Origin of the sequence: Streptomyces sp. NPDC014676, from assembly GCF_043084105.1 — a bacterium.
Taxonomy (GTDB): domain Bacteria; phylum Actinomycetota; class Actinomycetes; order Streptomycetales; family Streptomycetaceae; genus Streptomyces.
The window spans coordinates 755,655-768,588 of record NZ_JBIBZI010000002.1; the positions used below are offsets into that span (position 1 = coordinate 755,655).

Annotated in this window: 16 protein-coding genes; 2 read left to right on the forward strand and 14 right to left on the reverse strand. The window is 71.0% G+C overall.

From position 1 onward, the window contains the following. Positions 1-5: 5 nt before the first annotated feature. From rpsC to ACF1DX_RS07945, 11 genes are all read right to left on the reverse strand, one after another. Positions 6-833: a 30S ribosomal protein S3 gene (rpsC, locus tag ACF1DX_RS07895; protein WP_030860973.1), complete on the reverse strand. Its 828-nt coding sequence runs from the start codon at positions 831-833 to the stop codon at positions 6-8. Then, positions 833-1,180: a 50S ribosomal protein L22 gene (gene rplV, locus ACF1DX_RS07900; RefSeq protein WP_019329637.1), complete on the reverse strand. Its 348-nt coding sequence runs from the start codon at positions 1,178-1,180 to the stop codon at positions 833-835. Before rplV ends, rpsC begins: the two co-directional genes overlap by 1 nt. Positions 1,181-1,223: 43 nt before the next feature. Further along, a complete protein-coding gene (gene rpsS / locus ACF1DX_RS07905; RefSeq protein ID WP_010036728.1) occupies positions 1,224-1,505 on the reverse strand; it encodes a 30S ribosomal protein S19 in 282 nt (93 codons plus the stop codon). Positions 1,506-1,517: 12 nt separating this feature from the next. After that, positions 1,518-2,354, reverse strand: a complete 837-nt coding sequence (rplB, locus tag ACF1DX_RS07910) for a 50S ribosomal protein L2 (protein WP_030220992.1) — start codon at positions 2,352-2,354, stop codon at positions 1,518-1,520. A gap of 38 nt (positions 2,355-2,392) precedes the next feature. Continuing rightward, the gene (gene rplW / locus ACF1DX_RS07915; protein ID WP_391790317.1) at positions 2,393-2,812 is read right to left on the reverse strand and encodes a 50S ribosomal protein L23; all 420 of its coding nucleotides are present in this window, start codon (positions 2,810-2,812) and stop codon (positions 2,393-2,395) included. Beyond that, entirely contained in the window at positions 2,812-3,471 is a 660-nt protein-coding gene (gene rplD, locus ACF1DX_RS07920; protein ID WP_030860967.1) for a 50S ribosomal protein L4, read from the reverse strand. Before rplD ends, rplW begins: the two co-directional genes overlap by 1 nt. 8 nt (positions 3,472-3,479) lie before the next feature. Further along, on the reverse strand, positions 3,480-4,124 hold the full coding sequence (gene rplC, locus ACF1DX_RS07925) for a 50S ribosomal protein L3 (protein WP_004927290.1): 645 nt from the start codon (positions 4,122-4,124) through the stop codon (positions 3,480-3,482). A 17-nt stretch (positions 4,125-4,141) separates the two neighbouring features. Further along, positions 4,142-4,450 (reverse strand): 30S ribosomal protein S10, encoded by a 309-nt coding sequence (gene rpsJ, locus ACF1DX_RS07930; protein ID WP_003948644.1) that lies wholly within the window; start codon positions 4,448-4,450, stop codon positions 4,142-4,144. A 659-nt stretch (positions 4,451-5,109) separates the two neighbouring features. Further along, the gene (locus tag ACF1DX_RS07935; protein WP_391790318.1) at positions 5,110-6,717 is read right to left on the reverse strand and encodes a VWA domain-containing protein; all 1,608 of its coding nucleotides are present in this window, start codon (positions 6,715-6,717) and stop codon (positions 5,110-5,112) included. 7 nt (positions 6,718-6,724) lie between these two features. Next, positions 6,725-7,936: an AAA family ATPase gene (locus ACF1DX_RS07940; RefSeq protein ID WP_391790319.1), complete on the reverse strand. Its 1,212-nt coding sequence runs from the start codon at positions 7,934-7,936 to the stop codon at positions 6,725-6,727. Positions 7,937-8,190: 254 nt separating this feature from the next. Further along, entirely contained in the window at positions 8,191-8,523 is a 333-nt protein-coding gene (locus tag ACF1DX_RS07945) for a cupin domain-containing protein (RefSeq protein ID WP_391790320.1), read from the reverse strand. A 121-nt stretch (positions 8,524-8,644) separates the two neighbouring features. Here ACF1DX_RS07945 and ACF1DX_RS07950 point away from each other — a divergent pair, with 121 nt between their 5' ends. Further along, positions 8,645-9,406: a YqjF family protein gene (locus ACF1DX_RS07950; RefSeq protein ID WP_391790321.1), complete on the forward strand. Its 762-nt coding sequence runs from the start codon at positions 8,645-8,647 to the stop codon at positions 9,404-9,406. Positions 9,407-9,492: 86 nt separating this feature from the next. On the opposite strand, the gene ACF1DX_RS07955 is transcribed toward ACF1DX_RS07950, so the two are convergent. Next, positions 9,493-9,702, reverse strand: coding sequence for a 4-oxalocrotonate tautomerase family protein (locus ACF1DX_RS07955; protein WP_391790322.1), 210 nt, complete (start codon positions 9,700-9,702; stop codon positions 9,493-9,495). A gap of 47 nt (positions 9,703-9,749) precedes the next feature. After that, a complete protein-coding gene (locus tag ACF1DX_RS07960) occupies positions 9,750-10,520 on the reverse strand; it encodes an SDR family oxidoreductase (RefSeq protein ID WP_391790323.1) in 771 nt (256 codons plus the stop codon). Between the two features lie 77 nt (positions 10,521-10,597). Here ACF1DX_RS07960 and ACF1DX_RS07965 point away from each other — a divergent pair, with 77 nt between their 5' ends. Continuing rightward, the gene (locus ACF1DX_RS07965; protein ID WP_391790324.1) at positions 10,598-11,467 is read left to right on the forward strand and encodes a helix-turn-helix transcriptional regulator; all 870 of its coding nucleotides are present in this window, start codon (positions 10,598-10,600) and stop codon (positions 11,465-11,467) included. 165 nt (positions 11,468-11,632) lie between these two features. Here the strand turns inward: ACF1DX_RS07965 and ACF1DX_RS07970 are convergent, their stop codons facing one another. Then, complete coding sequence (locus tag ACF1DX_RS07970) at positions 11,633-12,859, reverse strand: acyltransferase family protein (RefSeq protein WP_391790325.1); 1,227 nt, start codon at positions 12,857-12,859, stop codon at positions 11,633-11,635. Positions 12,860-12,934: the final 75 nt, after the last annotated feature.

Sequence of the window (12,934 nt, forward strand, 5' to 3'; positions counted from 1 at the left end):
GTCGGTCAGGCCTCCGTTCCGGTGCTCTCAGCCGGAGCGGCAGCCGGAGCGTCGGCCTTGGGGGCCTCGGCAGCGGGAGCCTGCTGCGGCTTGCGGCCGCGACCGCCGCGCTCGCCACCACGGCCACCACGGGCCGGGCGGTCGGCGCCACCGCGGGCCGGGCGGTTACCCGCACGGGCAGCGGCGTTCTCGGCGCGGACCTCGGCGATGTTCTTGACGTCGCCCTTGTAGATCCAGACCTTCACGCCGATGCGGCCGAAGGTCGTCTTGGCCTCGAAGAAGCCGTAGTCCACGTTCGCGCGGAGCGTGTGCAGGGGCACGCGGCCCTCGCGGTAGAACTCCGAGCGGGACATCTCGGCGCCACCGAGGCGGCCACCGCACTGGATCTTGATGCCCTTGGCGCCGGCCTTCATCGTGCCCTGCATGCTCTTGCGCATGGCGCGACGGAAGGAGACGCGGGAGGAGAGCTGCTCGGCGACGGCCTGGGCCACCAGCTGAGCGTCCGTCTCGGGGCTCTTGACCTCGAGGATGTTCAGCTGGACCTGCTTGCCGGTCAGCTTCTCCAGGTCACCGCGGATGCGGTCGGCCTCGGCGCCGCGGCGGCCGATGACGATGCCGGGACGGGCGGTGTGGATGTCCACACGCACGCGGTCACGGGTGCGCTCGATCTCCACCTTCGAGATGCCGGCGCGCTCCATGCCGGACGTCATCATCCGACGGATGGCGACGTCTTCCTTGACGTAGTCCTTGTACAGCTTGTCGGCGTACCAACGCGACTTGAAGTCGGTCGTGACACCGAGCCGGAACCCGTGCGGGTTTACCTTCTGGCCCATTACCGGGTTCCTTCCTTGCTGCTGACGACCACGGTGATGTGGCTGGTCCGCTTGCGGATCCGGTAGGCACGGCCCTGGGCGCGCGGACGGAACCGCTTCAGGGTCGGGCCCTCGTCGACGTACGCCTCGGAGATGTAGAGGCTGTCGGCGTCGGTGTGGTCGTAGTTGTGCGCGGCGTTGGCGATGGCGCTGTCCAGCACCTTGCCGACCGGCACGCTCGCGGCCTGCGGGGCGAAACGCAGGACCGCCTGAGCCTCCGTGGCGTCCATGCCACGGATGAGGTCCACCACGCGGCGGGCCTTCATGGGCGTGACGCGGATGTACCGCGCCTGGGCCCTGGCTTCCATGGTTGTCCCTTCAGTGTTTGTCATGGTCAATCCACCCCGCTGACTAGCGGCGCTTCGACTTCCGGTCGTCCTTGACGTGACCCCGGAAGGTGCGCGTCGGCGAGAACTCGCCGAGCTTGTGGCCGACCATGGACTCGGTGACAAACACCGGGATGTGGGTCTTGCCGTTGTGCACCGCGATCGTGTGGCCCAGCATCGCCGGGACGATCATCGAGCGACGGGACCAGGTCTTGATGACGTTCTTGGTACCGGCTTCGTTCTGCGCGTCCACCTTCTTGATCAGGTGGTCGTCGACGAAGGGTCCCTTCTTCAAGCTACGAGGCATCTCAACCCGTCCTTAGCGCTTCTTGTTCGTCTTGCGGCGGCGGACGATGTACTTGTTCGACGCCTTCTTGGGCGAACGAGTACGGCCTTCCTTCTTGCCCCACGGGGACACGGGGTGGCGGCCACCGGAGGTACGGCCCTCACCACCACCGTGCGGGTGGTCGACCGGGTTCATGACGACACCACGGACGGTCGGGCGGACGCCCAGCCACCGCTTACGGCCCGCCTTGCCCCAGTTGATGTTCGACTGCTCGGCGTTGCCGACCTCGCCGACCGTGGCGCGGCAGCGCTGGTCGACCAGGCGGATCTCTCCGGACGGCATGCGCAGGTGGGCCATCGTGCCCTCCTTCGCGAGCAGCTGCACGGAGGCACCGGCGGAGCGGGCGAACTTGGCACCGCCACCGGGACGGAGCTCGATCGCGTGGATCGTGGTACCGACCGGGATGTTGCGGAGGGCCAGGTTGTTGCCCGGCTTGATGTCGGCCCCGGGACCGTTCTCCACGCGGTCGCCCTGCTGCAGGTTGCGCGGGGCGAGGATGTAGCGCTTCTCGCCGTCGGCGTAGTGCAGCAGCGCGATGCGCGCGGTGCGGTTGGGGTCGTACTCGATGTGCGCGACCTTCGCCGGCACGCCGTCCTTGTCGTGACGACGGAAGTCGATCACGCGGTAGGCGCGCTTGTGGCCACCGCCCTGGTGGCGGACGGTCACACGACCGGAATTGTTACGGCCGCCCTTGCTGTGCAGGGGACGGACCAGCGACTTCTCCGGCGTGGACCGCGTGACCTCGACGAAGTCGGCGACGCTGGAGCCACGACGGCCCGGAGTCGTCGGCTTGTACTTGCGGATACCCATTTCTCAGTCCTCGTCCGATATCGAACGATCCTGACCGCTTACGCGGTCGGACCGCCGAAGATGTCGATACGGTCGCCCTCAGCGAGGGTCACGATCGCGCGCTTGGTCGCCGCACGCTGACCGAAGCCGGTCTTGGTGCGCTTGCGCTTGCCGATGCGGTTGATCGTGTTGACCCCGGTGACCTTGACCTCGAAGACCGCCTGGACGGCCTCCTTGATCTGGGTCTTGTTGGAGCCCGGCGCGACGATGAACGTGTACTTGTTCTCGTCGATGAGCGCGTAGCTCTTCTCGGACACGACCGGCTTCAGCAGGACGTCACGGGGGTCCGTGAACGCCTTGCTCGCCGGGGTGACGACGGTGTTCTTGCCTTCGGCCTCGTGGCGGCGCGCCTTGGCGACGCGCGCGGCCTTGGCCTTCTTGGCCGCCTTGGAGGCGATGGAGGGGTGACGGGCAGCCATCAGACCTCGCTCCCTTCGTTGTCGTTGGCCTTGTTCGGGCCGGCGACGAAGGACTCGAAAGCGGCCTTGGTGAAGACCACGTCGTCCGAGACGAGAACGTCGTACGTGTTCAGCTGGCCCGGCTCCAGGATGTGGACCTGGGGCAGGTTGCGGGCGGACAGCCACGCGGCCTCGTCGGCGCGGTCGACGACCAGGAGCAGGTTCTTGCGCTCCGAGATCTTGCCGAACAGCGACCTGGCGGCCTTCGTGGAGGGGGTCTCGCCCTCGATCACGCCGGAGACGACGTGAATGCGGTTGTGGCGCGCCCGGTCGGTGAGGGCGTGACGCAGGGCGGCAGCCTTCATCTTCTTGGGGGTGCGCTGGGAGTAGTCGCGCGGCACGGGACCGTGCACGACGCCACCACCGGCGAACTGCGGCGCGCGGGTCGAGCCCTGACGGGCGCGGCCGGTGCCCTTCTGACGGTAGGGCTTCTTGCCACCGCCACGGACTTCGCCGCGGGTCTTGGTCTTGTGGGTGCCCTGGCGGGCGGCGGCCAGCTGCGCGACGACGACCTGGTGGATCAGCGGGATGCTGACCTTCTCAACGCCGAAGATCTCCGCGGGGAGCTCGACGGTACCGGCCTTGTCGCCCGCGGGCGAAAGGATGTCAACAGTGCTCATCGGTTACCTCAGGCCCCCTTGGCCGCGGTGCGGACCAGGACGAGGCCGCCGTTCGGACCGGGAACCGCGCCCTTGATGAGCAGCAGACCCTTCTCCGCGTCAACGGCGTGGACGGTCAGGTTCTGGGTGGTGACCCGCTCGTTGCCCATACGGCCCGCCATGCGCAGGCCCTTGAACACACGACCCGGGGTGGCGCAGCCACCGATGGAACCGGGCGAGCGGTGCTTGCGCTGGGTGCCGTGTCCGGCGCCGAGGCCCTTGAAGTTGTGACGCTTCATGACACCGGCGAAGCCCTTGCCCTTGCTCTTGCCGGTGACGTCGACCTTCACGCCCGACTCGAAGACCTCAGCGGTGACTTCCTGGCCCAGCGTGTACTCGGAGGCGTCCGACGTGCGGATCTCGACGAGGTGACGACGGGGGGTGACGTCGGCCTTGGCGAAGTGGCCCTTGAGGGGCTTGTTCACCTTGCGCGGGTCGATCTCGCCGAAGGCGATCTGGACCGACTCGTAGCCGTCGACGTCGTTCGTGCGGACCTGGGTGACGACGTTGGGGCCGGCCTTGACGACGGTGACCGGAACAACACGGTTGTTCTCGTCCCACACCTGCGTCATGCCGAGCTTCTCGCCCAGGATGCCCTTGATCTGCTTAGCCATTCTCAGATCACCGGCCTTCAGAGCTTGATCTCGATGTCGACACCGGCCGGGAGGTCGAGTCGCATCAGAGAGTCAACGGTCTTGGGGGTCGGGTCGAGGATGTCGATCAGGCGCTTGTGCGTGCGCATCTCGAAGTGCTCGCGCGAGTCCTTGTACTTGTGCGGCGACTTGATGACGCAGTACACGTTCTTCTCAGTGGGCAGCGGCACCGGGCCCGCGACCGACGCACCAGTGCGGGTCACCGTCTCGACGATCTTCTTCGCCGAGGAGTCGATGACCTCGTGGTCGTAGGCCTTGAGCCGGATGCGGATCTTCTGTCCCGCCATGGCTACTTCGTAGTCCTGTCTCTCTTTACGCTCCGGAACCCGGTGCTCCAGGTCTCGTCCTCCGACCCACGCGGTCGGGCGTGTCGTACTCCCGCTGACATGAATGTCCCTTGTACGAACATCCCCGCGGGATTGACACGGCCCTACCAGAACCGCGGACCGGGGGCGAAAGGCCCACCGGGTGCCTGGCCGGTGCCGCGCTCCACTTCCCGGAAGATTCCCGTACGTCCGCCCCTGATCAGGAACGACGAGTACTGTGGGACTCGCTTCCGGTCCTCCCGGCGGGAGGCGCGCAGCATCAACACTCGACCGAGCAACTCGGACAGTCTGCCACACGGGGACCGGGGCTGGCCAATCGAGCGGAAGACATTACCCCGAAGGTGACGCGGATCAAACGCCCGACGGGACGATTCCCGCGCCGCGAAGCACCGGCGCTCCCCTGTCCCTCATGGAGGGCGGAGTTCGTCATCGCCGGCTCCCACCACCCCGGCGACGTCCTGGCCGCCGAACGCGAGGAACGCGCCCGCGTCCGAAGCGGGAAAGGCATCCGCCGGGACGGACGCCCTCTCAGAGCCGCGGCCTGACCGCAACCCGGCGAACCCGTGCGGCCGGGGCACCGAGCGGCAGCCCGCACGACGCGTCCGATCGGCTCCTGATCGTCAGATCACGCGGAAGAGGTCGGCGGTGCTGTGGACGTCGGTGAGGTCCTCGATGAGGCGGAGGTTGTCGCACAGGGCCTCCATGACCGAGTCGGCCGCGGCGGCGCGCGGGGCGCCGATGACCAGGCCGAAGACCCGGAAGCCGAGCCGGTGCCGGGTGTCGTTCCAGGCGCGTGTCCACTGCTCGGTGACGCCGCAGTCGTCGTCGGTGATCATCACGATGTCGCCGCGCATGCGGGCGGTGTCGTCGAATTCCGCCTCCAGCAGTTCGCCCGCCGCCGACAGCGGGGTCTGGTAGCTGGTGCCGCCGCCGAGGAAGGTCTCGGCGAAGTCGACGGTCCGCTCGACGGGGGCCGGCTCGTCCGCCGGGAAGCGGAAGACCTGGAGCCTGCCGGGTGCGGAGAACAGGATGCCGACGAAGTCGCGTCCGGCGGCGCGGGCCTGGTCGAGCAGGGCCAGGGCGCACGCCTTGGACCAGGCCTCCCGGGTGATTCCGCCGGGCCCCTCCTCGTACATGGAGTGCGAGGTGTCCACGCAGGCGATGATCGCGCCCCGGCCGGTGGTCCGCTCGCCCCGGCTGTCGTAGAGCATCAGTTCCCCGGCGGCGTAGCGGGCGGCGAACACCGCGCGCAGCTCGGGCAGGCCGAGGTGGGCCAGTTCCGAGGGGATGACGCGGGAGAGGTCGTCGCCGAGGGTGACGCCGACCAGTTCCCCGGTGGCGTTCTCCACCTTGCGGGCGCGCTCGCCGCTCGCCATCTGCCGGAACCGGCCGATCAGGTCGGCCCATTCGGCGAGGCGGCCGGTGCGCAGCCGTTCGGCGAGGCGGGCGCGTTCGGCGAACTGCATCCGCTCCAGTGCGCCGGATCCGACTCCCCACGCCCGCATCAGCGCGGCCTCCCGCCGGACGGTCTCCGCGGCCCGCGCCGCGGCGCCGCGTGCGGTGGCGCGGATCCCGGGGACGGCCGTCGCGGCGGCCAGGGCGGCCTGCCGTGCCGCGGCCGCGGCCGCCTCGGCCGCTTCGGCGGTCTCGATCGCCCGGCGTACGGCGTCGGCGGCCCGCGCGGTGCCGGCCTCGTCGGCCTCGTCGGCGGCCTCCTGGAGCGTCTCGTCCACGGCGGTCGCCGCCGCCTCGGCGGCCCGCTGGGCCTGCTGGGCCCGCTCGCCCCGCTCCTGCGCGTCCCGGGCGCGTTCCAGCAGCCCGCGCAGCGCGCCGGCCTGGGCGAGGACGGCCATGGCGGCGGCGTAGGGATCGCCGGCCGTCTCCCGGCGCAGCCCGGCGAACTCCGGTGACTCCATCAGGGCGGTCATGATCCGGTGGTTGACCAGCCGGGAGGGGTCCATCGCGGCCGGTTCGCGCAGCTTGGGGCCGGTCTTGTACGCGGCCAGGAACACGTCGGTGAGGAGGTCGGCGGTGTGGTGGCCGTGGCGGTCGTGGTGGTCGCCCAGCTCCGTCGCCAGATCGCGCAGGGCGGCCGACTGCTCGTAGGTGTCGTGCCAGGTGATGCGGTCGAACCGGTCCGCGACCACGGCGGCGGTGTGCCGTTCGGGGGCGGGGGCGGCGACGGTCCGGGCGAGCCATGCCCCGGCCCTGGTCGCGAGCTCGTCCACGGTGCCCTCAGAGCTGCGTCTGCACCATGCTCGCGTCCACGCCGAGGGCCTCGGTGAGGACGCGGGCGCGGACGGCGCGCTGGCGGCCGGCGACCCGGTCGATGGCGGTGGTCGAGCGGCCGGCGCCCACCGCCTCGGCCCTCAGTTCCTCCAGCCGTCTGCCGGCCGTGGCGAGCTGGTGGTGCGCCTTCTTGATGACCCACTCGCTCAGCGCCTCGCGGGACTGTCCGGCCATGGCGTCGAGCTGGGCCTCCAGCTCCTCGATGGTGTCGGCCAGGTCGAGCGCCTCCTTGGCGTCGGGGTTGACCAGGTGCAGCACCTCGCGTTCGACGGTCGGGCGCTGGGCCGGGGAGTCCCACAGCACATGGGTCAGCACCGGCAGGTCGGTCTCGGCGACCGCCGTACGGCCGTCGAGGTACGCGGAGGCCTGGAGCAGGCCGACCGCCTGCCGCCAGCGGCGGTCGGAGGCGACGAGTTCCTTGCGGCGCAGGGCGGCCCGCAGGGTGCACACCGCGTCCACGATCGCGTCGGGGACGTCCACGGCCGGTACGGCGTCGGTCACGGCGTGCCGCAGCGCGCTCAGCTCGATGGTCGTCCGGGCCGGGGCGGCCGGGCGGTGGACGGCGGAGCGGACGAGCGCGGCGAAGTTGGAGGGGTCCTCCAGGTAGCCGACCTCGATCCGTACCAGCAGCCGGTCGTAGATCGCGGCCGAGTCCTCCCCGCTGGGGAGTTCGTTGCTGGCGGTGATGGCCCCGATGAGGGGGCAGCGGATCGGTTCGCCGCCGTTCTCGGGGTGGTAGATCCGCTCGTTGAGGTAGCCGAGGGTCTCGTTCAGCGCCGCCGTGGAGCACTTGAAGATCTCGTCGATGAACGCGACGTGGGCGGTGGTGGCGCGGCCGTCGTAGACCTGGCGGTACTCGCCCCGGGCCAGGGCGGCGACGTCGATGGGGCCGAACATCCGCGTCGGCGCGGTGAACTTCGACAGCAGGATCTCCCAGTAGGCGGCGCCCTCGATCCGGCCCGTGAGCTCCCGCGCCATCTCGGACTTCGCCGTCCCGGGCGGTCCGAGCAGCAGCGAGTGCTGCCCGGCCAGCAGGGTCACCAGCAGCGTCCGCACGACGTCGGCGCGTTCGTAGAACCGCTCCGACAGCTCGTCGCCGATCGCCCGCAGTCGTCCGGCCGTGTCCTCGACGGTCAGCGCCTCCATGTGGCGGGCCATGACGCCGGCGTCCCCCTTCGGTCGACATGTTCGATCATCCGTTCCGACATCGTGCCACCGAGGGGACCATGCGTGGGACGGAATCCGGCTCGTACGGTTCTGCGCCTTCAGGCGGAGATCCGCGACGGGACGCCCCTCAGGGGCGCGGGACCGTACCGGCGTGCGGTTACCGCCGCGTGGGCGCGACCGGCCATGACGGTGCCTCGGGCGGCAGACGACCGACGGCATACCGCCGTACTGCCGCGGCGGAGCGCTCAGCCCTGTTTGGCGACCGTGAGGAGTACCGCCGCGTCCTCCAGGGCCTCCAGGCCGTGGCGGGCGGGAGGGATGACGATGAGGTCGCCGGTGCGGCCCTCCCAGTCGATGTCGCCGCTGGTGAGGCGGACGCGGCCGCGCAGGACCAGCAGGGTGGCCTCGCCGGGGCTGTCGTGGTCGGCGAGGGCGGTGCCGGCGGTCAGCGCGAGGAGGGTCTGGCGCAGGGTGTGCTCGTGGCCGCCGTGGACGGTGGTGGCGCTGCGGCCGTGGGAGGCGGTGGCGGCGCGTTCCAGGTGTTCGCGGGCGAGGGCGTCGAGGGAGAGCTTCCGCATGGCATCGAGCTTTCCCGAGGGGTCTCGCCGGTCGCCAGGGCCGTGTGGGGTACATCGTGGTGTCCGCCACGTTCTTCCGTCGTGCCGTACGGCTGTCGGTGCCCTCCGCGATACTGGCGCGGTGCCGCCGACACCGCCGCAGCCGATCACGCCCGACCCGCCGGAGGCGATCGCGCGTCCGCTGCTCACCCAGTCGTGGCTGGACCTGACGTTCGTCCACTGGGCGGTGGACCCGGCCGACGTGGCCCCGCTGCTGCCGCCGGGCACCGTGCCGGACACCCTGGACGGGGTCACGTACGTCGGTCTCGTCGCGTTCCGGATGCACCGCGTGGGGTGGCTGCGGCTGCCGGGCGTCCCTTATCTCGGAAACTTCCCGGAGACCAACGTCCGCCTGTACTCGGTGGACGCGCACGGGCGGCGCGGGGTCGTCTTCCTCTCCCTGGACGCCTCCCGGCTGATCCCGGTGGCGGTCGGCCGGCTGGGGTTCCGGATGCCGTACCTCTGGTCCCGGATGCGCGTGGAGCACCTCGACGGCGGCACGGTGACGTACACCGCCTCCCGGCGCTGGCCCGGTCCGCGGGGCGCCGGCGGCCGTATCACCGTGCGCAAAGGTGAGCGGATCGAGGAGCCGACCGAGGTGGAGCACTTCCTGACCGCCCGCTGGGGCATGCACGGCGCCTTCTTCGGGCGGTCGATGTACCTGCCCAACGCGCATCCGCGCTGGCCCCTGCACCGGGCCGAGCTGCTGGAGTGCGAGGAGGACCTGGTCGGCGCGGCCGGTCTGCCGAGGCCGGCCGGGGAGCCGGTGAGCGTGCTGTACTCACCGGGCGTCCCCGCCCGCTTCGGGCGCCCGGCCCGTCCGGCCGGCATCCCCACTCCGTGACGGCGTGACGGCGTGACGCGGGTGTGTCGGATGACGCCCCGCGCGGGCATCGCGTCCGCCGTCCGCCCGGAGCCGACGGTGTCCGCTCAGGCGGCGCCGTTCAGCATCGCGGCCGTGAGGACGTTGCCGGCGACGCCCCAGCCGCCGTCGGGGACCTCCTCGACGAGGACGACGGTGGTGGGGCGGGCCCGTTCCCCGTAGATCTCCGCGTAGAGGTCGGTGGTGCGCTCGACGAGCTTCTTCTTGTCCTCGGCGGTGAGGGTGCCCGCGGGGACCTTGAACTGGGCGAAAGGCATGGGTGTCTCCTGTCGGGGGTGCTGGTGGGTTCGCCGTCGTGCCGTCGTCAGACCATGCCGCCGTTGGCCCGCAGGATCTGGCCGTTCACCCAGTGCCCGGCGGGGCTGCCGAGGAAGGCGACCACGGCGGCGATGTCGTCCGGCGTGCCCAGCCGCTCCAGCGGCGGCGTCTTGGCCAGTTGGTCGATCTGCTCGGGGCTCTTGCCGGTGAGGAACAGGTCCGTGGCCGTCGGGCCGGGGGCCACGGTGTTCACGGTGACGTCCCTGCCGCGCAGCTCACGTGCCAGGATCAGCGTCATCGCCTCCACGGCGCCCTTGCTCGCCGCGTACGCGCCGTAGGCGGGGAACTGCGTGCCCACCACGGAGGTCGAGAACCCCACGAACGAGCCCCCCGCCCGCACGCGCCGCGCGGCCTGCTGGGCCACCACGAAGGTGCCGCGGACGTTGGTGCGGTACATAGCGTCGAGCGCCGTCAGGTCCAGGTCGGCGATGGGCGACAGGGTCATCCGCCCGGCCGCGTTCACGACCACGTCGACGCCGCCGAACTCCGCCTCCGCCCGGTCGAACAGCGCGGCGACCTCCTTCTCCTCCGCCACGTCCGCCTGTACGGCGATCGCCCGTCCGCCGGCCTCGGTGATCGCCGCCACCGTCTCGTCGGCGGCCGAGGCGTCGCGGGCGTAGTTCACGACGACGGCCAGGCCGTCCTCGGCGAGTTTCCGCGAGACCGCCCGGCCGATGCCGCGGGATCCGCCGGTGACGACGGCGACCCGTGCGGCCTCCGGTGCGGGCATGTGCTGGTGCTCGTTGTTCGTGGTCATGCCTCCACGATGCGCCGGGCCGGCCGGCGCATCCAGGGGATGCCATCCCCTGGGTCACCGGCCCCGCCGGACGCAGAATGGGGGGCATGAGCGCTGTGAAGTACGCCGAGCTGGGGGCATTCCTGCGTTCGCGGCGCGGGCGCATCCGCCCGGCCGACGTCGGACTCCCGGCCGGACCGCGCCGCCGGGTACCGGGGTTGCGCCGTGAGGAGGTCGCCCAGCTCTCCGGGGCGTCCGTGGACTACTACAACGAGCTGGAGCGCGGCGCCGGGTCCCAGCCGTCCGAGCAGATGCTCGCCGCGCTGGCGAGGGCGCTGCGGCTGTCCGCCGACGAGCGGGACTACCTGTACCGGCTCGCGGACCGGCCGGTACCCGTGCAGGGCGGGCCCGCCTCGCACGTGCACCCCGGCATGCTCGACCTGCTCGACCGCATGACCTCGACGCCCGCGCAGGTGATCACCGACCTGCACGTCACCCTCGTACAGAATCCGCTGGCGGTCGCGCTGCTCGGCGACCAGTCCGGTCTGCGGGGGCCCCGGGCCAGCTTCGTCCACCGGTGGTTCACCGAGCCGGAGGCCCGGAACCTGTACCCCGAGGCCGACCACGAGAGGCAGTCCCGCTCCTTCGTCGCGGATCTGCGGGCCGCCGCCGCGAGGCGGGACCCGAAGGACCCCGAGGCCCGGTCGATGATCCGTACGCTGCTCGACGTCTCACCGGAGTTCGCCGCGCTGTGGGCCGACCATGACGTGGCCTTCCGGCGGGACGACCGGAAACGGCTCCGGCACGGCGTGCTGGGCCTGATCGAGGTCAACTGCCTGAACCTGTTCAGCGAGGACGGCCGTCAGCGGCTGCTCTGGTTCACTCCGGCCGTCGGTACGGACAGCGCGGGGCTGCTGGATCTGCTGTCGGTGCTCGGCACGCAGGAGATCGTCGAGTCGTCGGGCTGACGCCCTCCCCGGGTGCCGGTTCCCGGCCGTCCGGGCCGTCGGGGAGGGGCCGGGGCCGGACGCACGCGCGCCGGCCCGGTCGTCGATGCCCCGGACCTGGAGGCGGGGCTGCCGCCCACGCGCCTGCTCACTGTCGCCGGGGGCGGCGGCACCCCACGGACCGGGTCAGGCGTCCCCGGCGTTCCGCATGCGCGCGAACGACGTGTCCAGCCCTCTCTTCAGCAGCCGGGACACCGGGCGTTCCACGAGGCGGTGGATCAGGTAGCTCAGTACCAGGAAGCCGGTGATGACCACGGCCACCAGGAGCCGGGCGTCCATCGTGCCGTGGAGGCGGTTGATCAGTGTCGTGCCGGCCGCGTAGTGGATCAGGTAGAGGGGGTACGTCATGGCGCCGGCCGTGACCAGCCACTTCCAGCGGATGCGGTCGGTGTGGCCGAGGGCGACGGCGACCATGAAGAGCAGGAAGACGGTGAAGATCGCCACGCTGCCGCGCCAGCTGGAGACGTGCTCCACCTTCTCGATGCGGTTGCCCAGCTCCAGCTGCCCCATCAGCCAGGCCATGGCGAGGATTCCCCACAGGAGGAGGTCCTGGCCGTAGCGGTGCATGAGGTAGAGGGCGAGGCCCGCGATGAAGTACCAGGCGCCTTCCGGGTTGGCGGCCAGTTCCAGCAGGTGGAGGTCGGCGACCGGCGCGAGCATCGCCGCCGCGCCCCACACGCAGCAGAAGACCACGACCCTGCGGTAGGTCAGGCCCATGGCGACCACGACCAGGAAGAGCAGGTAGAAGCGCAGCTCCGACCAGAGGGTCCAGTAGACGCCGTCGACGTTCGGTACGTCCGAGCCGGCCTGGAGCATGGTGAGGTTGAGGAGGACCTCGCGCAGGCGCAGGCGTTCCCACACTCCCGGTAGGGCGATCAGGACGGCCGTGGTGAACAGGACCGCGAACCAGTACGCCGGGTAGAGGCGGATCACGCGGGAGACGAAGAACTGGCGCGGGGTGCGGCCCCAGCACGACATGCAGATCACGAAGCCGCTGATCACGAAGAAGATCTCGACGCCGACCCAGCCGTAGGAGGCGACCCGGAACACCGTCGGCATGATGTCGGAGACCGGCCGGTCCCAGATCAGGTTGCCTGGCTGGTCGACCCGCCAGGTGCCGACGTAGTGGTGCGCGGCCACCATCAGCGCGGCGAGCAGGCGGATGCCGTCGATGACGTACAGGCGGCCGCCCGGCCGTGCGGGCTTCGCCGGGCGTGCGGGCGTCGCCGACCGGGGGGCGGTCCCGGCCGGCGAGGGCGCGGCGGGCGGCGGGAGCGGTCGCTTCAACCCTCCCGCCGCACGTTCCGCGACTCGCTCGGGTCTCGATATTCCACTGTCCGCCGTACTGCTCATCCGCCCAGACAAAAACAACGCGTACGTCAGCGGTAGTACTTTCGGCGAGTCGCCGCCTTCGCCCCATGCGGCGTT